Raw genomic sequence first — 25,253 nt, forward strand, 5'->3', positions numbered from 1 at the left:
GGCTCGCCTGGAGCGCTGACCGAGCGCGCGGATTGCGAGACGTATCCAACGTGCGGCACGGGCGCAGAGACCGTCCTCTGCACCGTTCAGAACGGCACGCATTGCGGCAGCTACACCTCGTTCATGATCCCGAGCTCGCGTGGAGCGTCCTCGAGCGGCATGCGCTTCCGTAGGCTTCTCCGAGGCTGGGCTCGCGCGCGGAGCGTGTGCCACGCTCACCGGCTCGCCGGCGCCGCGGAGCGCCGGCGTCGGCCGATCTCCCCGGCTCTATGGGTCTTCCCACGACGGCTCGACCGCGGGCCGCTCCCGCTCGATGAGCCCGCTCCCCTCCTCCTGCCGGTCGCGGAACGGCGTCGATTGCGGCGGGAAGTCGCGCAGGCCGCGGCCGGCGGTGTAGTCGTAGCGGGCGAAGAGCAGCGCCGACAGGCGCGGTGACGTCTCTGCCGGGCTCGGGATGTCGAACAGGAACGTCCCCTCCGCGCCCAGCGAGACGCGGTGTCCGCGCGAGAGCCAGCTCCAGAACGTGAGCCCCGCGGTGAACGCGTCGCGCAGGAACGCCTCGTCGCGCGTCTCGTTCTCGGGCCGGTAACTCGCGAGCCAGCCGAGCTGGATCCACGGGAACAGCCCGCGGCCAGGGAGCAGGTCGAGGTCGAGCGTCGCGTCGATGCGATCGAGGGTCGACGGCAACGGGCTCAGCCGCAGCGACGTGCCCGCCGAGACGAGCGCGTCGACGAACGGCCGGTGCCTGAGGCGCGCGCCTAGCGCGGCCTGCGTCCGGTGCTCGGCGGCGTACGGGGTGAAGACGTCCTTGTCGGCGCCCGGGAAACCCCGGAGCGACTCGTCGACCGCGAGGTACGTGAAGCCCGCCCACGGCGAGAGGGTGAGCTCGCCCAGCGGGATGGACCAGAACGCGCTCGCGCTCGCCCTGCCGCCCACGGCGTCGCTTCCGCCGGGCTGGAACACGACGCGGCCACTCAGCGCCGCGCCGGGGATCCAGCCGCTCGAGGCGAGGTCGAAGCGCGCCTCCGCGCCGAAGCTCTCCGGACCGTCGCGCAGGCGCCCGAACCCCGCGGCCGCGACCCAGGCGCGCCGCTCGATGAGCTCGCGGTGCACGTCGACGCCGAGCTCGAGGAAGCGGAGCGGCAGGCGGAGATCTTCCTCCGTGAGCTCGGCGTCGACGAGGCGGGCGTAGCCACCGACGGAGAGCGGCCCGGCGTCGGGGTCCTCTCCCACCGGGGGCGCGGGCCGGAGCCGCTCTTCGGTGGGCGCGAGCGGCGCCGGCGGCTGCGGCGCGGGCGGCGGCACGCGCGGCCGGGGCGCGCCGTGGGCGACGGCGAGCTCGACACGGAGCAGCGCCCTGCCGCCCGGCGAGGCGACGCGGAGCACGTGCGGGCCCTCGGCCAGGACGGCGACGCGGGACTCGACCTCGCCGCCGAGCCAGAAGAACGGCTCGCGCGTGACGCCCAGGCGGCGCGCCTCGCGATCCTCGGCGGGGTCGAGCGCGAGGGTTCCCTCCTCCAGCACGCCGGGCGGGGCGCTGCCGGCCGCGCCGGGGGGACCGCCGCCCGCCGCGCCGAGGGCGACGGGCGCGGCCGCGCCGTCGAGCGGCGCCACCGAGAAGCGCAGCTGCCCGGCGGGCGTGGCCGCGGCGACCTCGGGATGGCAGGCCGGATCGTCCGCGGGCGCCGCGCGCGCGCGGGGCGAGGCGACGCACTCGTAGGCGGCGCGGGCGCGGATGCGCACCACGGTCGGGCCGACGAACGCGAGCTCCAGGGGGCGGTCCGGATCGATGTCGTTCCAGGTCGAGAGGACGCGGCCCGAGAACGGCTGCGCCGCTCCGGCCGCGGTCGCGCGGATCCAGCCGAGGACGCTCCGGTCCGCCGGCGGCCGCGCCTCGATGCGGTGGCTGCCCCGGGGCACCTCCACGACGCAGCGATCGGCCATCGGCGCGGACGCCGGGGAGCACGCGACCGGCGCGCCGTCGAGCGCGATCGAGAACGCGCAGGGCGTCTCCTCGCGGTCGAGCGACCGGCAAGCGCCGTCGAGCACGATCGCGCCCGGCGCGGCCCGGTCGAGCCGGAACTCGGCGCGCGCGCCGTCCGTGATGAGGAGCGACGCCTCCGGTGCGTCGACGAGCGCGCGCCGCACCCGCACGCGGAGCGGCAGATCGCGCTCGGCCCTGGCCCGGATCTCGAGCGTGGCCGTGCCGGCCGTGGCGTCGGCGCGCGGCGGCACGGCCCAGCCGGTCACCGGCGAAAGGCGCGCGAGGGCGGCCGGCGGGAGCTGGAGCGGCGGCGACGGCGCGGCGTTTTCGGAGGCCGCGGGCGCGGCGTTCCCGAGGGCCGCGGCGCCCTGGCCCGCGGAAGCCTCGCGGGCGGCCGCCTGCACGGCGAGCTCGGCGAGCGCGAGGGCGCGCAGGGTGAGCCGCCGATCGGGCGCCGGGGCGGCGGCAGCGACGTCGGTGGCGAGGTTCGCGGCGCGGGCGAGCGCGGCGGAGGAGCGGTGGGCGAGCCCGATCCGGGTGAAGGCGTCGGCGGCGATCCGCGCCTCGCCGGCGCGCTCGGCGAGGAGGCCGAGCAGGAGCGCGTCCGCGCCCGAGCTGCCGCCCGCGGGGCCGGCGAGCAGCGCGACGCCGCGCCGCGGATCGCCGGCGATGCGCGCCGCGCGCGCGGTGGCGAGGGGCGCGCGGTCGCCGGGCAGCGGCAGCGGCGGCACGCGCGCGGGCAGGCCGAGCGGGACCGCCGGCGGGCTGCCCGGCGGCAGGGAGAACACGGTCGACGGCGGCGCGCCCGCGGCCGGGGCGCCCGGGAGCTGCCCGGCGTCCCCGGGGTCGACCTCGACGGCGCGATCGAGCGCGGCGAGCGCCGGGAAGCCGAGGGCCTCGAGCGACGCCGCCCGCTCCGCGCGGAGCGCCGCGCGCGCCCGCGAGGCCGCGGGCGCATTGCGGAGGGCGCGCGTGGCGAGCCGGATCTGCTCGAGCGTGCCGTCGACGGGCGCGCCGGACGGCGGGCGCGCCGGCGTGACGACGCGCGGCTCGGCGGGCGCGGCGGGGTGCAGGCGCACGGCGGCGCGGAGCAGCGCGGGCGCGGCGGTCTCGACGCGCAGCTCGCCGGCGCCGGCGGGGACCGGGATCTCAATCGCACCGGTGGCGCCCGCGCGCACCCAGGCCTCGTGGACGGCGGCGCCGACGCTGACGCGCAGCACGCGGGCGTCGCCGGCGGCGGCGGGCGGCGCGACGGCGGCTGCCGGCGGCGCGCCGGCGGCCTGAGGAGCGCGCGCCGTGGCGCCTTGCGCACCGGGCGATCGCGCCGCCTCGCCCATCACGGCGGCCGGCGCGAGGACGACGCGCGCCACCGTGGCGCGCTCCGGGTCGGGGAGCGCGAAGGTCACGGCGCCGTCGACCCAGGCCCACTGCATGATCTCGCGCAGCGACGCGCAGGGAGCGCGCCCGCTGCGCGGGATGCGCGCGAGCACCGGCGGCGCGCCCGCCGGCCGCTCGAAGATGCGCACGCCGGGCGCCACCGCGACGACCGAGGTGAGCCCGGCGCCGCCGTGCACCGCGACCGGCGCGCCGTCGATGAGCACCGACGACTCGGGGACCACCTCGCTCGCGGCGCTCCGGAGGAGCACCCGCGCGTGGGCGTCCGGAGGCGCCTCGACCTCGAGCCGGGCGCGCGGGGTGTCGAGGAGCGTCCAGCGGAGCCCGGACTCCGCGTTCACATCGCAGAGCGCGTCCTCCGCGGCGGGCGGGGGCGCGCCGGCGCCTCCGGGCGGGGGCGCATCGCGCGGCGGCGCGATCGAGCTCCACGCGATCACGCCGTCGGGGATGTCGAGCGCGTCCCACGGGGCCTCGCGCGCCCAGGTGGTGCGCGCGAGCGGCGCCGCGCTCCCGATGTCGCCGTGGCCGAGCGCGTAGCGCTCCGCGAGCGGCGCTCCCACCGGCCGGCGGCCATCGAGCGGCGGCGGGAGGGCCGCGCTGAGCGCGGACACGGCCGCGACGTCATCCGGGTGCGCGCGGCCAGCGCGATCGCGCGGCGGCGCACCGGCGGCGGATGCCCGCGCGCCACCGGCGGGTGCCCGCGCGCCGGCGGCGGGCGCCCGCGCGCCGCCGGCCGGCGACCAGGGCGCAGCCCCGGCGCCGGCGTCCGCGCGCGCCGCGGCGAGCCGCGCGAGGACGGCGCGCTGCAGGGGAACGGCGGTCGCCGCCGGCACGGCCTGCGCCGCCGCATAGGCCTGCGCTGCGCGCGCGAACGCCGCGCCGGGGGAGGGCGCCCACCGGACGGCCTCGGCGAGGAGGAGCGCCCGCAGCGGCGGCGGCACGGCCGGCCGGGCCGCGAGGTCGACCGCGGCCTTCGCGGCGCCCGGCGCGGCGGCCCGATCGGCGGCGGCGAGGAGCCGCGGCGCCTCGGCGTGGGCCGGCGCGCGATCGCCGGCCGGATCGCGCTGCGCGGCGCGATCGAGCAGCGCGGCGCGGTCGCGCTGCGGCGCGAGGAGCTCGGCGACGCCGGCGCGCTGCCGGTAGCCGCTGGCGGCGACGGCGATCTCCCCCTCGACGACCTCGACGGTCGCCGCGCGCGCGTCGACCGGGAGCGGCACCCGGATCCACCGCGGCTCTCGCCAGCGCGCGGCGTCCGCGAGCCGGGCGCCGGTGCGCCACGCGAGCTCGCGCACGACGGCGCCGCCGGCGCGGACCACGACGCGCGTCGCGCCGTAGGCGCGCGGCCGGAGGGCGATGCGCAGCACGTCCGCGCCGGGCGCGTGGAGCCCGAGCCGCCCGCCGGCCCCGAGCGAGCGCCAGGGCGTGGCGCGCTCGAGGGCCGGGAGATCGGGGCCTTCGCGGCCTCCGCGCAGCTCGACCTCCCGCGCGACGAAGTACGGCTCGATGAGCGGCCGGAGGAGCAGCGATTCCTCGAGGTAGCGCGCGGTGAGCCATGCGGCCGCGGCGGGCGCGAGGGGCGCGGAGGTCGGCGCGGCGGGTGCCCCTGCAGCCCTCGGCGCGGCCTTCGCGCCGGAGGCGCCCGGCGCGGACAGCGCGGCGCGCGCGGCGTCGACCCACCGGAGCAGCGCGGCGGCCTCGCCCGGCGCGGTGGCCGGCGCGGGCGCGCGGCCGCCGAGCCACGCGGCGACGTCCTCGTCGAGGCGGTACCAGGCGAGCGGCGCGCTCTCCCGCGCGGCGACCCGCACCGCGACCGGCGCGCTCTCCGCGCCGCGCGGTACGGCCGCGCGCACGGCGACGAAGCGCGCGCTCGACCAGGCCGGCACCGCGACGTCGCGCGCGCCCTCCTTGAGCGGGGGCAGCGGCATCCACGTGATCGCGTCGGGCGTGTCCCCGACGCCCGAGCCGAGGCCGATGCCCGCGACCTCGCCGCGCACCTCCAGCCGGTCGCCGGGCTCCACGGGCACGAGGAGCAGCTGCCCCGCGGTGAGCGCGATCGGCGCGGTCGGATCGGCGGCGATGGGCGCGGGGGGCGTCCCCTCTGGAGCCGGCGCGCCCTGCTGCGGACCGTTGCTCCACGAGACGACCCGCGCGCTGTCCGGCGGCACCCAGGCGAGCGCCTCTGCGGCCGCGGCCTCGCGCGCGCCCGGGGCGCCGGGGGCCACGCCGAGGGCGAGGGCGAGGGCCGCGCCGAGCAGCGCGCGGCGGGCAGCGGACGCGGCCAAGGCGTCGAGATCCACGGCCATTACCCTTGCACCATGCCCACCGTGCGCCCCGTGCGGCGTGAGGTATCGGGCTAACCGATTTCCGGCGTCGAGCGCAAGCGCGCGATCGGCGAGCCGCGCGCGGCGGCCCTCGTGGCGGCGGGGCGGGCCGCAGCGGCCGCAGGGGCGGCGCTCCGGGGCCTACGGCGGGGGCCAGCGCCGCTCGCGCTTCAGGCGCTCCAGCAGCGCTGCGAGCGCCGCCGCGTCGAGCTCGAGGAGCGACGCCTCGTCGTCGGGCGAGAGCGTGATGCCGAGCACCTCGCACACGTCCCTCACGCCCTGCTGGAGCCCCTCCTCGCGGCCCTCGCGGAGGCTTCTCTCGCGGAGCGACGAGAGGCTCGCGTGGCCCTCGCGCTGCAGCAGGTTGGCGAGGGCGGCCTGCTGCGCCGCGGCGCGATCGTAGAGCGCCTCGACGTGGAGCGGGTTCTGCAGCACGCCGGGCGCCTGCAGCAGCTCTCCCGGGAGCGCGCGCCGCGGCGGCGCGCCGGGCGCGTGCACCTCGACGTGGCGCGGGGCTTCGAGGCGGACGACCCAGACCCAGCGCGTCCCGGCGGCCAGGAGGTCGTGGATCTTCTGCGTGAGGCGCGCCTCGTCCTCGCCGAGGTCGGCGTACGCGATGGCCAGCGCCGGCGCGCCCGGCGCCCACCCCGGGGTATCGGGCACGTTGCCCACGGCCACGTGCGGCGCGCGGAGCAGCTCGGGCGCAGGGCTGTAGCCGGTACCGATGCCGGCCTCGCGGACGGCGGGATCCCAGGCGACGACCGCGCCGCCGAGCAGGTGGGCGCTCGAGGCGCGCCCGCCGCTGGGCAGGCAGAAGATGGGGTGTCCATGGGAGAGCTCGTACGGGTCGCCGGGCCGGACCTGAGCGGCGCGGAACGGCCCGCGCGGGTCGGAGCGCGTCGCGGGGAGGTCCGGCGCGGCGGGGTCCGGGGGAGGCGGAGATGCCGTGGCGGGCGCGGGGGTAGGATTGCCCGGGGCCGGGGCGAGCGGCGGCAGCTGTGCCGACGCCGTGGGGCAGGACAGGATCTCGGGCGGCTGAATGGGATACTTGGGTCGCATGCCCGTGGATTCCGGGCATGCACGAGGATGCATCACCGTTTCCGACGGCCGGCTGCGGCATCGGTCTGCCGCGAGGCGCAGGGGCACTCTCGACCGGTCCGACCGCCCTCCTGGACCGCGAACGGCCTCGGCGAACCGGTCGGAGCGCCCCTCCGACATCGATCCAGGGATCGGGGAGCGGTTCGCCCGCCCTTCCGGCATCGATACCACGCGCCCGCGAGCGGTCCGACCGCCCTTCCGGCATCGATACCACGCGCCCGTGAGCGGTCCGACCGCCCTTCCGGCATCGATACCACGCGCCCGCGAGCGGTCCGACCGCCCTTCCGGCATCGATACCACGCGCCCGCGAGCGGTCCGACCGCCCTTCCGGCATCGATACCCGCGCCCGCGAGCGGTCTGACCGCCCCCAGGCTGGCAGCGGTCGGTTCGCCGATGCTCCTGATTCTCATCTGCCACAGGCGCGCCGTCCGGCGATCTCAGCGATGAGGATGAGGTGGCCTGGCTGCCTGCTGGCCCTGTCCGATGTACCCCTGACGCTGCCTGTTCCTGCGCTAAAGCCTTTGGTTTCTCGTTCGGAAGAGGGGAGCGCGGCTCGAGGCAGCACACTTGAGCCCGGCATGCCGGTCGCAACAGGGGTGGCATGCGAACACTCAACACCATCGCCGCCGCTCTCATTTACTGTTCCATCCCTTCGTGTGCGGTTGACCCGACACCTGGATCGGACGCCGTGTTGGACGAGGAGACCCTGGAGTCTGGCGAGTCGTTCACAGCAGTAGAAAGGTGCAAAAATGCGGTAGACAAGGGGGTTGACATCTGGAGGCTCATGTGCGGATCAGCGTTGGAAGTATTCTTTACGCGACCGCAAATGGTTCACTGTTTTTCAGAGAGCAACCAAGGGCGAGCCCTGGCCTATAGAAAGTGCCCTTCCAGTTGCCCTACTGCATGCTTCGCGCTGTCGACGCGATGGGAGCTTTACTGTGACGAGCGCGCGCCCATGTTCATGAGAAGCATCTGCGAACAGGCGCGTCAAAACGGGCAGAAGAAGTGCCTGAGCGCCTGTTGAGCTCAGTCGCTTGACATCGCCGACGAGCGCGCTAGCTGGTGGGGCATGCCGGACGTGATCGCGGAACGTACCATCAGTCTGACACTTCCGAGCGGGACCAAAGAACGCATCCGGGTGCGGCTGTGGGCACCCGAGTACAGGCCGTCCGCTCTGTGCTGGGAAGCTGACGTGGAAGTCGCTGGAGCGGGGGAAGCACATAAGACCCACGGAGTCGGCATCGATGCTTTCCAGGCGCTGTACGGCGCGCTCCACTTGATTCCGGCGATGCTCAGCAGTTATGAAGGAAATGGTCAGCTCTCGTGGTTCGACGAGGCATGGACCGGGTTCCCAGAGATCAGCCTGACGAACGCGTGAGCTGGGCTGTCTGCGTCGTGATCCCGGTGCCCTGAAGCGCGGATCGCGCGCTCAGCCCCGAGCTCGACGCGGCGCCCCCAGGCGAGCGCACGGGGCGCGAAGATCAGCGCCGGCCGCCGCTCCCGAGCTCGACCAAGTGGACCTCGACGCCAACCCGGCGACGCCCCCGAGCTCGGCGGCGTCCACCTCGACCCGTGGCCGCTCCGCGGTCGCGGCCCGTAGGACCTCGACGCGGCCGCGCTGCTCCCGAGCTCGACCAGGTGGACCTCGACGCCGGCGCGCCCCGAGTTCGCCCATGTCCACCTCGAGCGGCGCATCTGCTCGGGCGCCATGTAGCGCGACGCCGACGCACTTCGGACGTGCGCTTCCATGCCGCGCTCGCGCCACGACCTCGCCATGGACGAGGAGCAAGCCCCGGGTACCGGGCGGATCACCGAGCTCGTGCCAGGCGCGCCATTCCAGCCGAGGGAGACGGTCCATGTGGTCGACGCTGTGGACCGAGAGATTCACGACGTGGCCCGCTTCATCGGTTCGGCCCGCACAGTGGTCTATCTGAGTTACGACACGGAATGCGGGCAGTCGTACCCCGCGGACCCTAGGATCGGGGTGCGGCTCGACACGGGCGCGATAGAAACCTTCTGGCCCGAGGAGCTCTCCGTCGGGCTTCACGCGCAGCAGAGCGACCGCGCAGCGGGCGCGGAGTTCGCGAGCGCCTTTGCGCTCTCTCCCGCGTTCAATGGCATGCAGCCGTTTGGTCAGGCCGTGGCGCCGCCAGCTGGCTACTCGTCCCGCGCGCAACGCATACCGTAAAAGGACAACGTCCTCTCCGGCAGCTCGCCGATGCGGTACGTCGGGCTGAGCGTCTCCTCGCCGTGAGAGAACGCCCCTCCGCGGGAGCCCCTCCCGAAGCCGCCGTCGCTCAGGGCCGCGCAGTTGACGCAGCTCCCGGTCAGCGCGAGATCGGCGTGGTAGTCGAGGACCCACTCGAACAGGCTCCCCGAAAGGTCGGCCTGACCCCACACCCCGTCGCCCGCCGGGGACTTGGACCCGACGGGCGGTATCGGGCACACCGTCGTCGTGGTCTCGCAGCCGTACACGGCCAGCTCCTCGCTCGGGGCCTCCTCTCCCCACGGATACGCGCGGTGCTGGTTCCCCCCGACGGCGGCGTAGTTCCACTCCGCTTCTGTAGGCAGCCGGCCCTCGTCCCACGCGCAGAACGCGAACGCGAGATACCAGCTTACGCAGTTGATGGGCGCCGCCTCGTTGCCGGTGGGCTCGTCGGTCCACGTCCGGAAGTTGGCGTCGCATTGCAGCGAGGCCCGCAGCTCGTCCTTGCCCGCGGGCAAGCTCGCGTCCCACGCCGGATCCCAGCCGCTGCCCTCGATGAGCGGGTGCGCGCCCGCGCCCGCCTTCGGCTTCGTCGCCGGATATCCCTCGACGAACTGCCGGAACCGCCCCACCGTCACCTCGAAGCGATCGAGGTGGAAATCGGCCACCGTGGCCGGATAGCTCGCGTCGTTCAGGCGGTTGAACTGGCCGCCCACCACCTCGCCCTCCGCACAGCAGCTCTCCTTGGCCTCCGGTCCGCAGGTGGGCGCGACCTGCTCGCAGCGCGGCAGCACGAACACGTTGGGCTCCACGTCAGGGATGCACGCGCCCCCGGCGGCCAGCGAGATCGCGACCGCGGCGAGAGGCCTATGAAAATGCATTCGCACGCTCTCCCCTGTGCGCATCAGAAGCTCCCGGAGATGCTGGCGCCCGCGCCGGACGGCGCGATCCACGGCAGCGCGACGGCGCCCTGCGCCCGCGCTGGCTCCTTCTCGCCGCTCGCCCCGACGATCCCGTACACCGCTACCCCCAGCGCGACGAGCCCCGCGCCGCCGAGGCCGGCGAACAGGCCGACATCGCGGTTCTTGCGCGCGTTGTCGGCCGCGAAGTCATAGCCGGGGTTGCAGTACGTCCCGCCCGGGACCTCGCGGCAGTTGTCGCGCAATGCCCCGATCGCCGACAGATCGTCGATCAAAAACCCGACCGACGCGCCCACGAGCGCGATGCCGGCGGCCCCCGAGACCCACGCCCACGCCGGGACGCCGCCCCCGCCCGGCGCCTCGTCCGCCTTCGCAGGCGCCGCCGCGGCTCCAGCCCCGGCGGCGGCCGCCGGCCGCAGCGTGAGCTCGACCGTCTCCGTCTGGCCCTCCGCCATCGTGATCGCGCGGGTCTCCGTCTCGTGCCCCGGGGCGCTCGCGCGGATCTCGTGCGGGCCTGGATCGATCGGCAGCGGCTCGCCCAGCGCGGCCGCCGGGAGCGCCGTGCCGTCGCGCTGCACCTCGACGCCCGCGGGCGCGCCCTCGACCACGATGCGGAGCTTCGGCACGCGCGGCTCGAGGGCCGCGATCTCCTTCTGCGCGATCTGCTCGAGGCTCCGCCTCCGCTGCTCCCCCGCCGTCTCGCGGTTCAGGACCAGGGCTCGATTGTAATCGTGCCACGCGGTCGCGAGCTTGCCGTCGCGCTCGTGGCATCGCGCGATGTTGATCATCGTGCTCGCCGAGGGGTTGAGCGCGAGGCTCGCCTCGAACTTCGGGCACCCCGCCGCGTAATCGCCCTTGTCGACCAGCGCGCGCGCGGCCTTGAAGAGCGCCTCGGCGGCCACCGGGTCGCGCGCCGGCTCCTGCGCGCCCGCCGCCGCGCCGCAGAGCACGACCGCCGCGGCCGACGCGAGCCCGACGACAGCCCTCCTGCCAAGCGCGAGCCCCGCGCCACGGCGGGAGTCGGCGATCTGGAACCTCGGCGCCGCGAGGTGGCCTTTCCCGAGCGGGCGCGTTGTCGTTTCCGCCATGTGTGCTCGTTCCGCTGCGACGACCCCGGGGCCGCGCGGGGAGACCCTACAACAAAACCTGACGGACGACCAACCTGGCAAGATCCAGCGAGGCGTCGCTCGACGCGAAGAGCCCGCTGCGGTGCCCCGCTATCCGGTTCCCGCCGCCGCTGCCGCTGCCACGAACGACGGCAAGCAGCGTGCCCACCACCTCGCGCGCGGTCCACGGGCGCAGGTCCACACGACGGTCGCGGCGTCCGGCGCCAGAAAGCACCCTGCCCGCGGGGGCGCCAGGTTATCCTGCCCGAGATGGATTCCGTCTCTCAGCGCGGAGCTTCCGCCGAGACCGACCTCGCGGCCCGAGAGCGCCAGTATCGCCAGCTGCTCGTGGAGCAGTTCGAGCGGCTCACGTTCAAAGGCATCTCGAGATCGGGCAAGGCCATCAGCCTGCCCCTCGAGGACATCTATGTCGAGCTCAAGGCCGTCGCCGACGTCCCCGACGCCGCCGACACCTACAGCGCGGACGAGCGCCGGCTGCTCGTCGAGGCGGAGGCGCGCGGCCTGCCCGACGGCGATCTCCGCCGCGAGCTCGACAGCCTCCGTGTCGAGCGCTGGCGCGAGGAGAGCCGTCGCGGACAGGGCCGCATGGTGCGCCGCTCGATGGACGAGGCGCTCGCCGATCCCGCCCGCCCGGGGCTGGTCATCCTCGGCGATCCCGGCTGCGGAAAGACCACGCTGCTGCACTACCTCGCCCTGCGCGCCGCGCGCGAGGGCCTCCCCGAGCGCGCGGGCGCGGCGCCGCTGCAGGGCGCGGAGCTCCGCGCGGCGAGAGGGCAGCCGCGCCTGCCCATCTTCGTGCCGCTCGCCGCGTACGACGACTGGCTGCGCCGCGATCACGAGCCGCTCTCGCTCTCCGACTTCCTGCCCGTCTACTACGACACGTGGTGCTCCCGCGGCGGCCTCGCCCCGCTCTTCCAGCAGGCGCTCGACGAGGGCCGGGCGCTCGTGCTCCTCGACGGCCTCGACGAGGTCCTCGACATCACGACCCGCCGTCACATCGCCAACCAGGCGCGCGCCCTGATCCAGGGCGAGGCCGCGCGCGGCAACCGCTTCGTGGTGACGAGCCGGATCGTGGGCTACCGCGAGGCCCAGCTCCCCGGCGACCTGCCCCACGTCACCGTGCTCGACTTCGGGGAGCGCGAGATCGAGGCGTTCGCGCGCAGGTGGTGCGAGGCGTGCGAGGTGTGGCTCGCCGACGGGCAGCGCACGGCCGTGGCGCTGAAGCGCGCGGCGCAGGAGGAGAAAGAGCTCCTCGCCGAGGTGCGCGCCAACCCGAGCGTGCTCCGGCTCGCGGCGAACCCGCTCCTCCTGACGATGCTGGCGCTGCTCCGGCGCCAGGGCGGGAGGCTCCCGGACGAGCGGGTGAGGCTGTACGAGCGCTACATCGAGATGCTGCTCGACAGCAACTGGGAGAGCGCGCGCAGCGACGGCGCCCGCACCCGCGAGCCCCCGCGCTTCGACCGGAACCTCGCGACGACCTACCTCATCGAGCTCGCGCTCTGGCTCCAGCGGCACAAGCCGAGCGGAACGGCGCGCCGGCAGGACCTGGAGGGGGCGCTCGTCGAGATCGCGCTGCGCGCGGACGGGATCGATCCGCTGAGGGCCTCCCCCAAGGACAGGCAGCAGGCGCACGACAAGGCCGCGCTGTTCCTCAAGGACATGCGGCACTTCGCCGGGCTGCTCGCGGAGCGCGGGCAGGATGCGTTCGGCTTTTTGCACCTCACGTTCCAGGAATACTTCGCAGGTCGGGCGCTGGCGCGGATGGACCCCGAGGAGCGGTGGGCGATCCTGAAGGAGAACCTGCACCGGCCACGCTGGCGGGAGCCGATCCTCCTGTGCGCCGGGCAGCTCGGGATCGTGGAGGGGCGGAACAGGGCGGTGAGCGAGCTGGGGCGGCGGATCCTCGGGGCCCAGAGCCTGCACGAGGAGATCCTGCACCGGGATGTCCTCCTCGCGAGCGCGATGGCGGCGGACGGCGTGGGGTTCGATCGGGCGCTGCTCGACGAGCTTACATTCGAGCTGAACGCGCTCGCCGACGCTTCAGTCCCTACTGTGCGCCTGGAGGCGTTGAGCGGACTCGCGAAACTCGCGCGATTATCGCACGACGGAGCACATGCGAGGCTAGAGCAGAGGATCCGGGACAAGAGACGCCCGGAGGAGATCGCGCGATCTCTCGACAATGTGCTCAGGGCCGAAAGCCTCACGGGGTTGCGTCGAGCTCTGAGCGAATGGTTGGACGATCCCGACATCACCGTGTGTCGCAGCGCGCTCGACGCGCTGAAGACCACAGCGGCGAGCGACACGACGATCCGAGAGATCCTCATCAAGAAGCTCGCCACCAGAAGAGACGCTTCATGGATGATAGTCGACGCCCTGGGGACGATCGCGCCGTCCGACAGGGAGGTGCGTGACCTGCTGCTGACGCAGCTGCACGTCCCAGACGAGATGACGCGCCAGGAGGCAGTCACGGCGCTTGGAGGACTCGCTGCGAGCGACAGAGAGATACGCGACCTTCTCTTGAAGATGCTGGACGACCTCGACGAGATGGTGCTTCAGGCAGCGATCGCCTCGTTGATCCCGATCGTGGCAAGCGACGCCGATGTCCGAGACAAGCTCGTGGAGATGCTCGACTCCGCGAATGAAGAGACCTGCGCAGCGGCGATTCACGCCCTGGGGCCCCTGGCGGCGAGCGACGACAAGGTTCGCGATTTGCTCCTCAAGAGAACAACGGGGCCAAACAAGATCATAAGACAAGAAGCGCTCACTGCGCTCGGGCCTCTCGCGCCGACGAGCGACGAGCTCCGCCAAATCATCCTCAAAAACCTGAACGACTCGAAGAACGGAGCTCACCATGCAGCCATCACCGCGAGCAGAACCCTCGCCCTGCTCGACCAAGAAGTGCGCGACAGCATACTCACGCACCTCAACAATCCAAGCCCACAAACGCGCGCAGTGGCCATCACGACCATAAAACCGATAGCGTCGAACGACGCATCCCTGCGCAAGCTCCTGCTCGGCACGCTGAGCAACACAAAACACCCAGTGCTGCACGAGATGATTCACGCCGTGCAAGCATTGACATCGACAAACGACGACATCCACCAAAGCATCCTGAACAGGCTGGACGACGCAGACGGGAGCGTTCGCGTAGCAGCGATACACGCCCTCCAGTCGATCGCATCGAACGATGCAGACGTCCGCACTCTCCTCCTCAGCAAGCTGGACGATCCAGACGAGGACGTGCGTGTGGCCGCGGTGCACACGCTCAGGGCGCTAGTACCTGCTGACACACGGGTCCTCCCTCTCCTCTTCGGAAAGCTCGGCGATGCCGACGGGAGCGTGCGCGTGGCAGCCGTGAGCGTCCTGGGCCCGTTGGCCTCGTACGACGCCGAAGCTCGCCAACTCATCCTCGACAAGCTCAACGACTCCGACGGCGTAGCTTACGCGGCGGTCAGCGCGCTGATCCCGTTGCTCGGCGACGAGGAGATCGTCCGCCACCTCCTCGAGAAAATCCACAAACTTACACGAATATCATGCTTCAAATTGATTCAAAACCTAGGGCCGCTAGCATCGAGAAAACCACATATTCGCAGGCTCGTCCTCGACAAGCTCGTCGATCCGGACGAAAGCATACGTCCCGCGGCGGTGCATGCCTTGGGGTCGTTGGTGTCCAGCGATGCAGAAGTCCGCAGCCTCATCTTGGGCAAGCTCGACGACCCGATCGAGAGCATACGACGCGCAGCGGTGCTCGCCTTGAGATCGTCAGTGTCCAGCGACACGGAAGTCCACAGGCTCACCCTCGCCAGATTCAATGATCCGGGAGAGACGGTGCGTGAGGCGTCGGTGCGCGCAGTGGAGAGGCTGGTGCCGGAAGAGGCGGAGACCCGAGAGCTCGTTCTCGGCAAGCTAGACGACGCATCGGAAACCGTGCGGGGCACGGCGATACGCGCCCTGAGAGCGCTGGTACCGAAGGATTCGGAGATCCAACAGTCAATCCTCCGCAAGCTCGACGATTCGAGCATCGAAGTTCGACGCGCGGCGATCACGACCCTCGAACCAGCACTACGACACGAACTCACAATACGGAGCTCGATCGTCGACAAGATCAAAGACGAGTCATTTCACGTGCGCATCACGGCAGTCCATGCGCTCGCCCCACTGGCCATCGGCGTCCCCGAGATACGACGACGCCTCATCGAGTGGCTCGGCGTGGTGGACGAGTTCAATAACCCGGAGACAGAGCGGACGCGCGCTCGCCTCGCGGAGGCATACTCGCAGGCGGCCTCACAAGACAAAGAGGTCCTCGAACATATAATCTCGATGCTTCAGTCCAGCCGGTGGCCCGAGAGGAAGAGCGCCGCATGGACGCTCTTGGCGATGCCTGGCGGGCCACCGCCGGATGCGTTACCCACCTTGCACGGACTGCTCGACGATACGAGGGCCGAGGAGAGCTGGCCGGCACGCCTCGAAGCGGCTGCAGCCTTGATCAACGACCGCGATCAGGGCGTAAGTATGGCTGCTATCGCGGCGACTGTGGAGGCCTTGGACTACGCCACGAGCCCCTGGTACAACTGCTTTCGCAGCGCTGGCCGAATACGGACACAGGCCGCACAGGTGCTCGGCACACTGGAGCCGATCTATCGGAATGACGGCATCTTCGAGCGTTTGACGCGAGTGCTGCACGAGGACACCGAAGAGAGCACACGTGACGCAGCATACAACGCGCTCCTGCGCCTCGCCGTCTCACCCGAAGCCGAATCCGACATTGAAGCATTGACAAAGACCGCGTCTTCGGAGTTCCAGCAGCTCATCGAGCCCACCCCACCGAGCACCGCCATGCAGCCCTTGCCTCCCTCTCTCCTCCTCCACCTCTCCGATCTCCACTTCGGCACGCGCGAGAGCGCCGCCGCCTGGTACAGCCAGCTCGCCGAAGATCTGCGAGGCGAGCTCGCCTGCTCCCGGCTCGACGCTGTCATCCTCTCCGGCGACATCGCCAACCAGTCCACGCCCGAGGAGTACGACGCCGCCCGGCTGTTCCTGGAGAAGCTCTGCGGCGAGTTCCAGCTCTCCCCGCAGCAGGTGATCCCGGTGCCCGGGAACCACGACCTCCACTGGGGCCTCGCGAAGAAGGCCTACAAGCTGTTCGAGCGGGACGATTACACGGGAAAGCTCGAGGACGGCCACTTCATCGATATCGGGAGCGGCGCCGTCCGCGTGCGCGACGAGGAGCTCTACGCGAAGCGATTCGAGCACTTCGCCAGGTTCTACGAGGATCTCCGCGGCGAGCCCTATCCCCTGTCCCCCGAGCAGCAGGGACTGCTCTACCGGTTCCCCGCGCAGCGCCTCCTCGTCCTCGGCCTGAACTCCGCCTGGGACCTCGACCACCACTTCCGCGCGCGCGCCGCCATCCACCCGCAGGCGCTGAGCCGCGCGCTCGACCGGATCCGGAGCGACGTCGAAACGCGCGACTGGCTCAAGATCGCCGTCTGGCATCACCCGGTCAACAGCGCGTTCGAGGACCGCATCAAGGACCACGGCTTCCTGGAGCGGCTCGCCGGCGCCGACTTCCGCCTCGGGCTCCACGGCCACATCCACAAGGCGCAGAACGGCCTCTACCGCTACGACGTCTCCGCCGCTGGCCGCCGGCTCGAGCTCGTCTGCGCCGGCACGTTCGGCGCGCCAACGCACGAATGGGTCCCCGGCTATCCGCTCCAGTATCAGCTCCTCCGCTTCGAGGGCGGCACGCTCACGGTCGAGACGCGCCGTCGGGAGGAGATCAACGGGACGTGGAAGCCGGACGCGCGCTGGACGGCGGGGCGCGGGAAAGACCCTGCGCCGCGCTATCAGCTATCGTTGTAGCTGCCCCGGGCAACGACGCGCGGAAACTCCCCCGCGCCCGCAGGCCCCCGCTCCACCCGCCCCCATCACGGATCGTCCTCCACCCAGAGCCGCGGCCCATTGTCCCGCCCCGGCGCCCGCTGCCCGACCAGCACCGCCCCCACCCACACCGCCTTCGCCGGCTCCCCCGCGTCGCCCGCCTGCGGCCCGAGCAGCGACAGCCTCACCACCCGCTCCCCCGGCGCGAGATCGTCCCCCAGCCGGATCACCCCGCGCCCCACACCGTCCTTGCCGCGCTCCTCCGTCGCCGCCTCCCACAGCGTCGCCCGCGTCAGATCCCCGCCACGGCCCGCCAGCACGCCGTCCGGGATCGTCACCCGCCGGAAGAACGCCGCCTCCCGCGACCCAGGCTTCGCCCCCTCGATGCGGTAGCGGATGCGGTAGTCCGCGTTCTCCCCGGGCGTCACCACGAACAGCACGAGGTGCAGCGTCTCGCCCGCAGCCTGCTTGAACCGGTACGTCATCGGCCGCGCCCGCGTCAGCTCGAACACGTCGCGCCGGCGCACGATCGCCCCGCCGTTCGCCGGCGGCGCGTCCGTGTACGCCACCCCCGCGCCGCCGAGCCCCTCGATCTCGACCCGCCGCGTGCCCGCAGGCGCCGCCACGCGCAGCGCGCCCGACAGCGCCACGATCGGCTCCCTCAGCGCCACCTCGCCGTCCACGCGCACCGCGACCTCCTTGCCCAGCGACGCGCGCGCCGCCCGGTAAATGACCGACAGCCGGCCCGCCCGCGCCCCCTCCCCGTCCACGCGCACGTCCTTCGCCACCAAGAGCGGCGTCCACGCGTCGCCCGGCGACGCCTCCCCCGCCGACTGCCACGCCGGCATCAAGAGCCGCCGACGCACCGGCGCGTGCTCCGGGAGCAGGATCCGCTCCGGGCGATCCGCGTCCGACTTGGCGCCCTCCCCCGACCGCTCGATCCGCACCTGCTCGCGCAGATCCGAGAAGCGCTCCTTCCGCTCCAGCTCGTCGAGGTTGACCGCGCGGACGTCGGTCCACGTGCTCACGTCGAACGGCGCGTAGCGCCACGTCTCGTCCTCGGCCAGCGTGACCCGGTACGGCAGCCGGTACAGCGTCTCGTTCACGCCAGGCTCGATCGCGCGCAGCCGCACGTGCGTCCTCGCGTCCCCCGTGATCTCGATGCGCTCGACCCCCTCCGGCGGCCGGAGGATCGCGAGCCGCGGCTCGGACGCGTCGAACCCGTCGGTCCACCACTCGAAGCGCGAGCGCGGGAGCGTCACCTTGAGCTCCGCGCGCTCGGTCGGACCCGGCCCCCACCGCGCCACCACCGTCGCGTCACCCTGGTTCGCGCCGCCGCTCGCCTCGATCTCGGTCCGGATCAGGAGCCCGAGGAGCTCCTGCCCGGGCGCCATCCGCGCGATGACCGGATCGCTCGGATCCAGCGCCAGGTAGCGCACCAGGCGCACGTCCGGGGGCGTCTGGAGCCGCATCGGCGCGGCCAGCGCCGCGCCGGGGGCCTCCGTCGCCGGCTCCGGCGCCGCGCCGGAGGCCTCCGCCGCCGCGGAAGGAGCCGCCGCGACCGCGGGCGGGGGCATCGCCGGGTGCACGATCTCGCCGATCTGCTGCATCGCCTGCGCCTCCGGCGCGCCGAACCGCACGCCGAAATCCGGGCCGACGCCGTCGATCACCACCGTCCGGATGTCCTCCCGCGACAGCCGCACCGTCGCCCGCCCGAGCGGGCCGAGCTCGACGCTCGCGGGCGCGCTCGCGCCGTCCGCGACGCGCACGGTGCGGCCCGGCGGACCCTCGATGTCGAGCGACAGCGGGCCGCGGAAGTTCAGCGCCGCCGCGTGGCGCTCGCCGATCACGAACTCGGACGCGCCGCGCCCCTCGGCGCGCGGGAACGGCATCCGGAACCGCCGCAAGAGGAGCCGCGACATCTCGTAGTCGATCCCCTCGCGGCCCCCGGCCTCGAGCCGCCGCGCCCAGCCCCGGAGCAGCTCCTTGCGCGACGGTTCCGGCAGATCGGCGAAGCCGAGCGCCGACACCCGGCGCCCCATCTGCCGCCGCTCCTCGGCGTCGAGGCTCTGCTCGTAGAGCGCGCGCGACGCCTCGCTGCGCTGGTAGCGCCCCTCCAGCCGCGACAGGATCGTGAGGTCGAGCGGCCTGCCGTCGGTGTCCACGGCGGGCTTCGCCCGGAGCCGCACCTGCCCGCCCTGCGGGAGCACGTCGTGCGTGATGAGCAGCGTCGAGCGCGGATCCGTCACCGCGCCCGCGCCGCTCGCGAGCCGCGCCGCGTACTCGCCCTCGCCGAGCGGGCGGTCCGGATCGCAGCTGACCCGGCTCTCCAGGTCGTACACGTGCCGCGCGACCTCCTTGCCCCGCTCGTTCACGAACGCCGCGACGAACCCGTAGGGATAGCGCCTCGCCGAGTCGCAAACGTCGGCCTTCACGGCCGCCCAGGTCGTCACCTCGACCGCGTCGATCTCGGCCGGGACCTTGATCGCGAGGTCCCGCTCCGGCTCGATGTGGTAGGCGAGGATCTCGTCCTCGGCCGGCAGCGAGGTGCCCAGCGGCGGCGCGCCCGGCAGCATCGAGAGCGCGAACGCCGTCACCCCGAGCAGCGCCATCGCGATGAGCCAGCGCGGGTTCAGCGCCTTGCGCGGCGCGCTCGCGTGCGCGCGGAAGCCGCCGGTCGCCGAGCGCGCCCGGAGCGGCGGCCGCGCGGGGCGCGGCGGCGCGGGCGCGGTGTGGCCCGCCGGCGCGCGGTGCTTCGCCGGGGCGGTCACGGGGCCGCCTCCTGCTGCGGGGCCGCGCCGGGCGGCGACGAGCCGGACGCAGGCACCAACGACCCGGACGCAGGCACCGACGACCCGGACGCAGGCACCGACGACCCGGACGCAGGCACCGACGAGCCGGACCCGGGCGCCCCCGGAGCCGCCCCGCCAGGCGAGCCCGCCTCGATCCGGAGCGCGCTCGTGCCGATGGTGACCGCGCGCCGCAGCCGCACGCCGCCGGGCACGGCGGCGCCCGGGACCGCGACGAGCGCGCCGTCGATCGGCAAGAGCTGCGCCTCCCCCGGCCGGGCCGCGATGACCCACGGGCGCCCCGTGATCACGTCGCGCCCGAGCTCCACATGGCACCGCGCCTCGACCCGCGGCGGCGCCGCCGCACCGGCTCGCGCCGCCGCCGCACCGCCCCGCGCCGCCGCACCGCCCCGCGCCGCCGCCACGCCCCGCGCCGCCGCCGCCGCCACGCCCCGCGCCGCCGCCACGCCCTGCGGCGCCAGCGCCGGCGCATTCCCCTGCGCGGATGGCCCGGACGCGCCCTCCGGCCCAGCCGCCAGCGCCGAGAAATGCGCCCGCAGGTAGTACGGGTTCCGCTCGGTCGCGTAGCGACGGAAAGCTTCCATGGCAGCAGAGAGATCGCACCCCGCGGTCACGCCCCGGGTCGGGCACGCCTCGTCCCCGCTCGCGCCCGCGCCCGAGCTCCCCGCGCACGTCGCGAGCGCGTGCGCGCGCGCGGCCACGTCGAGCGGCACCGGCGCCACGCCGAGCCGCGTGAGCCGCGCCTCGAGGCGCGTCTCCCCCTGCCCCGGCGCCGCGAAGCGCCGGAGCTCGAAGAAGCGACGGATCGCGCTGCCCAGGTACACGATCGCGAACCGCCCCTCGGCGAACCGCTTCGCGTAGGCCATCGCCATGTCCGTCGCGCCGCTGAACGGCACCTGCTCGCGCGTGCCGTCGAAGATCCCCACGCGCAGCTCCAGATCGCGCAGCGTCTCCAGCAGCGGCCCCGCGAACGTGGGCACGTGCTCCGGCCGCACGACCTCGTACCCGAACGAGATCACCGCGTCGCGCTCGTAGCTCCGGTCCGCCTCGATCGCCTGGACCGACAGCGCGTTGCCGCCGTCCCCGACCCAGACCTCGTGCGCCCGCTGGAAGAAGCTGCGCAGCCCCTCGGCGCGCCGCACGTCGGCGGCCCCGCTCGGCTCCGCCGTCGGCACCGCCCCCGCGAGCAGCAGCGACTGCGCCGAGAGCGCGTCGGCGAGCGCGAGCCCCGCGCCGAACGCCCCGATCTGCCAGCGCGGCGCGGGCACCTCGACCAGCATCGCGCCCGTAAGCGCCGTCCTCACCGCCTCGGGCGAGGGCGACACCGGCAGGATGCCGCCGATCGACGGCGCAGGGCCGGCGGGGTCCCCCCCGCGCGCGGCCGGCGGCGGCGGCGCGGGCGCGTTCGCGAGCACGAGCCACGCCGGGTTCCCGCGGCGCTCCGGGCCGCCCTCCTCCGGCCCGGGCTCGGCGATGCCCCACGCCGCGGGCGCGGCGTCGGTCCCGCCGATGCGCACCTCGCGGAAGCCGAGGCGCCCGAGGATCGCCCGCTCCCACGCCGTCGGCGGCGGCGCGCCGGCAGCGCCGCCGGCGCGCGTCGCCGCCGCGATCAGCCGCGGCGCCACGACGCTGTCGAACAGCCGCAGCTCCTCGATCGACGGCGGGCGGAACCGGCCCGGCTGGACCTCCGTCAGGGACACCATCCGCTTCGAGAGCTCCTCCTCGAGCGTCCCGCTCCAGCGCACGACCTCCGGCGCGCCGAGCACGCGCGCGCCGACCGCCTCGGCGACGGGGCGCGGCACCCGCAGGCGCGGCGCGTCGGCGAGGAGCGTCGACTGCTCGGCCGCCGGCCGGAACGTCATCGCCGTCTCGGCGCCGAGCCCCTCGCCGATCGACACCACCGGCAGCCCCGCCGGCGTGCCCACCACGCTGAGCTCCGGCGCGTCGCCGCCGCCCGGCTCGACGATCAGCACCTGCGGGCTCTCCAGCGCCTCGATCATCGAGGCCGCGAACGCCTCGTCGTGCCGCCGGATCGCGCCGTGGCGCGACAGCAGCACGACCCCCGCGGCGTCGAGCAGCTCCGCGACCCGGAGCGCCACCGCCGGCAGCGCCGAGCCGACCTCGGCGGGCGCCGCCAGCACCAGCCACTCCGGCGCCCCCGGGCCCCGGCCGGCGCGCCTCCGGATCGCCGCCCGCGGCGCGCTCGGCGCGTCCTCCGGATCGTCGAACCGGGCGCCGAGGACGTACCACGGCCGCTCGCCGTCGCCCGCGCGCCCGACGAAGAGCCGCGCGCGCTCCGCCACGCCGAGGATCTCGTCCGCCGGCCGGCCGTCGCGCAGCACGCTGCGCGCGAGCCGGTGCGCGACCCGCCGCGACTCGATGTCCGCGGCGATCGCGGCCGCCCTCGGGCGCGGGCCGGGGCGCGGCGTCGTGTCGGCCAGCACGAGCGACAGCGCGGCGCTCTCGACGCGCGGCGGCGGCCGGACCTCGGCCGCGGGCGGCGGCGGCGCGCTGCCCCAGCCGAGCGCGACGAGCGCGTAGCCGACCCCGTTGCCGACCAGGAACGCCGTGAGCGACACCTGGATCGTCGGCATGATCACGATGCCGACGTGCTCCTTGTTCCACATCTTCACGGCGAGCAGGCTCGGGAGCAGGTAGCCGAACCCGAAGTAGTCGATCATCTGCAGCCCCGGCGCGAACCGCACCATGGCGAAGCCGATCGCCATCTTCACGAGGAAGCCGAGCACGTACACGAAGATCATGCGCCTCGGCCCCACGAGCAGCATCCGGGAGAAGGGGCGGACCGAGGTGATCCAGCGCGAGAGGTAGTAGACGACGAGCGCCTCGATCGTCGTCGTGAGCAGCTTCGTCGGCTCGTACCAGGCGACGGCGAGCAGGCCGGGCACGAGGATGCCGTTGTAGTCCCACCCGTAGCGGACGTTGTTGCGGGCGCCGAGCAGCGCGCCGATGACCAGGATGATGTGGGCCTTCGGCAGCTCGAGGAACTCGAGCGACAGGCTCTCGTTGAGGACCTGGAAGCGCGAGACCGAGAGGTTCGTCGTCCGGAGCAGCACACCGAGCACGAGCGCCGTCAGCGCCGTGACGACCGCGAGCCGCGGCGCCGCGCGCACGAGGCCGCTGTTCCAGAAGGCGTTCGCGATGAGCGGCACGAGCACGAGCCCGATGCTGTAGAGCTCCCGCGAGTGCACGAAGTCGTAGCGCGCCGAGACCTCGGGCACGACGAAGCCCTCGACGAAGAGCCGCACGATCACCGCGCCGACGATGAACAGGTAGAACCGCTCGCGCCCGAACGCCGTCGACCACGCGCCCGTCCGGGTGATCCAGCGGCCGATCAGCGCGACGAACAGGTACGTCACGACCGACTCCGCGATGATGAACACCGCGGTGACCGGCGCCGCGAAGAACACCGTCGCGAGGTAGCCGGGCACGACGAGCCCCGCGTACGTCCAGCCGAGCGTCTCGGTGAAGAACGTCCCGAAGACGAGCCCGATCAGGACCGCGGTGTGGAGGCTCCGATCGAGCCCGTTCGGGGGGAAGAGCGGCAGGTTGTCGAGCATGCGGCGGGCGGCGGCGGCGGGGCGGCGGCGGGCGGGTCGGGCCTTCGGGCGGCGCCGCCCGGTCGCGCGGGGAGCGCCGCTACGGGAGCGTGGTGGCGAGGCCGATCGCGCTCGGCGCGCCCCAGCCCGTCGGGTAGTCCCAGCCGGGCCCCGCGGCAAAGAACTCCGTCTCGCCGCTCACGATATCGCGGAACGTCGCCTGCACTTCGGGGGTCGTGTAGAGGATCGAGTTGAGGAACCCGACGCGCGGCAGCCCCTGCGCCTCGCGGTAGCTGTTCACCACGGCGATGAGCCCCGCGAACGCCGGCGACGAGAACGACGTCCCGCCGTAGCGCTTCCACTCGCCGAGGTAGTAGACCCAGTACGGGGCCGGCGAGACCGCGGCGTGCATCGCGACGTCGGCGACCGCGCGCTTGCCGTCGGACCCCTCCACGACCCCGACCTGCCACGCGGGGATCGCGAACGAGAGCGTCGGGCCGGAGCCCGAGCCCGGCCAGGCGACCTCGCTCTCGACCTCGCCGTTCCTGGTGAGCCAGAGCGACGTCCCGCCGACGCCGGTCACGTACGGGCTCGCCGAGGGCGTGTCGGTCTGCGCCGAGTCGCCGGTCGCCGCGACGACCGTGATCCCGAGCGCCGCCGCCATGCGCGCCGAGTTGTGGTACTGGAGCCGCACGGCCGTCGGCTCGGAGTCCTCGCGGTGCGCGAACGAGTCGGTGATGACCGACACCTCGCCGCGCGCGATCGCCTCGTTGAACGTGTAGACCATCGACGTGTTGCGCGCGTCGGGCCCCTGGTACACCACGAGCTCCGCCTCCGGCGCGAGGCCCCCCGACCACTGGACGTCGAGCGTCGACTCCAGGTAGCGCGTCGCGATCGGCTCCATCGTCACGACGACCTCCGGGTTCGCCCGCTGCACGCCGAGCCCCCGCCAGAACGACTGGAGATCCCTGAGCTTGAAGGTGGCGCCGACCGTGACCCCGAGCTTCACGCCCTGGCCCCGGAACCCGAGCTCGTAGAGGTCGTCGATGTCGTACGCGGCCGCGATCTGCGCGAGGCTCATCGCCGCGTCGACGTCTTCCGGCGGATCCGGCTCGATGCTGCCGCCCTCGGCCGGCAGCGGCTTGGTGCTCGCCGCGAGATCCGCCGTGATGATGCCGGTCGTGCGATCGGACACCCACGACGGCACGGTGAGCTCGCCGAGGGTGCCGTAGACGTCGAACGGCGGATTGCCCGCCTGCGGGTTCTCGCGCTCGAAGACCCGGAGCTCGGTCTTGAAGGCCTCGTTGAACTGCGCCACCGTGCCGGTGAACTGGATCAGCAGCCGGTTCGTGGCCGTGAAGTTCACCGTGAGCCCCTGCTCCTCGAGCCAGAGCTTCACGAGGTGCACGTCGAGCTCCCGCGGCGCGTGCGCCGCGATGAGCGCCTCCGGGGTGAAGTACTGCCGGAACCGCGGGCTCTGTGGGTCGTAGATCTCCTCGATCGCCTTCTCGAGGAGCCCCGCGTTGCGGATCGGGAAGCCCATCAGCGCGCGGACGATCTCGTCGCCGCCGGCCGTGCCCTTGTCCGTGTACACGCCCGGCAGCGGGGCCGGGATGCCGTCCGTGGCCTCGGTCGGCTCGAGCTCTTCCTCGGTGAAGTCGGGCAGCTCGTCCGGGAGCGCGACCCCGCCCTCCCCGCCGGACCCGCCGCCGCCTTCGGCCGCGCCCCCGCCGCCGCTCCCGGCCTCGGCCCCGCCGCTGCCGGCCGCGCCGCCCGCGCCGCCGGCGCCGCCGCCGCCCGCGCCGCCGCCGCCCGGTGGATTGACGACGTGCACGTCCGACTCGCAGCCACAGCTCGAGGCCGAGAAGGCCACGCTGTTTGCCAGAACGAACAACCCGAGGACAGGAGCGGCCCGGAGAGAGGGTGAAGTGCGGCGCATACCCAGAGCGATTCAAACC

The 25,253-nt window shown here is 73.8% G+C and carries 10 protein-coding genes; 3 read left to right on the forward strand and 7 right to left on the reverse strand.

Annotation, left to right across the window (positions count from 1 at the left end; all coding sequences use genetic code 11):
* Nucleotides 1-267 precede the first annotated feature (267 nt).
* Nucleotides 268-5,676 carry a hypothetical protein gene (locus WME83_RS43290; RefSeq protein ID WP_437315554.1) on the reverse strand — a complete coding sequence of 1,803 codons (5,409 nt, stop codon included), beginning with the start codon at nucleotides 5,674-5,676 and terminating at the stop codon, nucleotides 268-270.
* A 165-nt stretch (nucleotides 5,677-5,841) separates the two neighbouring features.
* On the reverse strand, nucleotides 5,842-6,759 hold the full coding sequence (locus WME83_RS43295; protein WP_437315555.1) for a hypothetical protein: 918 nt from the start codon (nucleotides 6,757-6,759) through the stop codon (nucleotides 5,842-5,844).
* A gap of 1,108 nt (nucleotides 6,760-7,867) precedes the next feature.
* Between WME83_RS43295 and WME83_RS43300 the strand changes: the two genes are divergently transcribed.
* Together WME83_RS43300 and WME83_RS43305 are read left to right on the forward strand one after the other, a co-directional pair.
* Nucleotides 7,868-8,176, forward strand: coding sequence for a DUF6968 family protein (locus tag WME83_RS43300; protein WP_437315556.1), 309 nt, complete (start codon nucleotides 7,868-7,870; stop codon nucleotides 8,174-8,176).
* Nucleotides 8,177-8,545: 369 nt separating this feature from the next.
* Complete coding sequence (locus WME83_RS43305) at nucleotides 8,546-8,986, forward strand: hypothetical protein (protein WP_437315557.1); 441 nt, start codon at nucleotides 8,546-8,548, stop codon at nucleotides 8,984-8,986.
* Here the strand turns inward: WME83_RS43305 and WME83_RS43310 are convergent.
* Together WME83_RS43310 and WME83_RS43315 are read right to left on the reverse strand one after the other, a co-directional pair.
* A complete protein-coding gene (locus tag WME83_RS43310) occupies nucleotides 8,956-9,885 on the reverse strand; it encodes a formylglycine-generating enzyme family protein (RefSeq protein WP_437315558.1) in 930 nt (309 codons plus the stop codon). The two genes, WME83_RS43305 and WME83_RS43310, sit on opposite strands and share 31 nt — an antisense overlap.
* Nucleotides 9,886-9,908: 23 nt before the next feature.
* Nucleotides 9,909-11,012, reverse strand: a complete 1,104-nt coding sequence (locus WME83_RS43315) for a PEGA domain-containing protein (RefSeq protein ID WP_437315559.1) — start codon at nucleotides 11,010-11,012, stop codon at nucleotides 9,909-9,911.
* 288 nt (nucleotides 11,013-11,300) lie between these two features.
* Between WME83_RS43315 and WME83_RS43320 the strand changes: the two genes are divergently transcribed.
* A complete protein-coding gene (locus WME83_RS43320) occupies nucleotides 11,301-16,910 on the forward strand; it encodes a sister chromatid cohesion protein PDS5 (protein WP_437315560.1) in 5,610 nt (1,869 codons plus the stop codon).
* A 65-nt stretch (nucleotides 16,911-16,975) separates the two neighbouring features.
* Here the strand turns inward: WME83_RS43320 and WME83_RS43325 are convergent, their stop codons facing one another.
* The 3 genes from WME83_RS43325 to WME83_RS43335 form a co-directional block, all read right to left on the reverse strand.
* Entirely contained in the window at nucleotides 16,976-19,699 is a 2,724-nt protein-coding gene (locus WME83_RS43325) for a hypothetical protein (protein ID WP_437315561.1), read from the reverse strand.
* Nucleotides 19,696-23,316 carry a poly-gamma-glutamate biosynthesis protein PgsC/CapC gene (locus WME83_RS43330; protein WP_437315562.1) on the reverse strand — a complete coding sequence of 1,207 codons (3,621 nt, stop codon included), beginning with the start codon at nucleotides 23,314-23,316 and terminating at the stop codon, nucleotides 19,696-19,698. The genes WME83_RS43325 and WME83_RS43330 overlap by 4 nt, the downstream gene beginning before the upstream one ends.
* Nucleotides 23,317-23,395: 79 nt before the next feature.
* Nucleotides 23,396-25,168 carry a S53 family peptidase gene (locus tag WME83_RS43335; protein WP_437315563.1) on the reverse strand — a complete coding sequence of 591 codons (1,773 nt, stop codon included), beginning with the start codon at nucleotides 25,166-25,168 and terminating at the stop codon, nucleotides 23,396-23,398.
* Between the last annotated feature and the right edge of the window lie 85 nt (nucleotides 25,169-25,253).

The sequence above is a fragment of the Sorangium sp. So ce385 genome (genome assembly GCF_051474135.1).
Classification (GTDB): Bacteria; Myxococcota_A; Polyangia; order Polyangiales; family Polyangiaceae; genus Sorangium; species Sorangium cellulosum_D.

What these genes read in the sequence shown, in the direction of transcription:
- WME83_RS43295 (WP_437315555.1), bottom strand. Translation starts at nt 6,759, where the DNA reads ATGCGACCCAAGTATCCCATTCAGCCGCCCGAGATCCTGTCCTGCCCC.
- WME83_RS43300 (WP_437315556.1), top strand. Translation starts at nt 7,868, where the DNA reads ATGCCGGACGTGATCGCGGAACGTACCATCAGTCTGACACTTCCGAGC.
- WME83_RS43305 (WP_437315557.1), top strand. Translation starts at nt 8,546, where the DNA reads ATGCCGCGCTCGCGCCACGACCTCGCCATGGACGAGGAGCAAGCCCCG.
- WME83_RS43310 (WP_437315558.1), bottom strand. Translation starts at nt 9,885, where the DNA reads ATGCATTTTCATAGGCCTCTCGCCGCGGTCGCGATCTCGCTGGCCGCC.
- WME83_RS43315 (WP_437315559.1), bottom strand. Translation starts at nt 11,012, where the DNA reads ATGGCGGAAACGACAACGCGCCCGCTCGGGAAAGGCCACCTCGCGGCG.
- WME83_RS43320 (WP_437315560.1), top strand. Translation starts at nt 11,301, where the DNA reads ATGGATTCCGTCTCTCAGCGCGGAGCTTCCGCCGAGACCGACCTCGCG.
- WME83_RS43330 (WP_437315562.1), bottom strand. Translation starts at nt 23,316, where the DNA reads ATGCTCGACAACCTGCCGCTCTTCCCCCCGAACGGGCTCGATCGGAGC.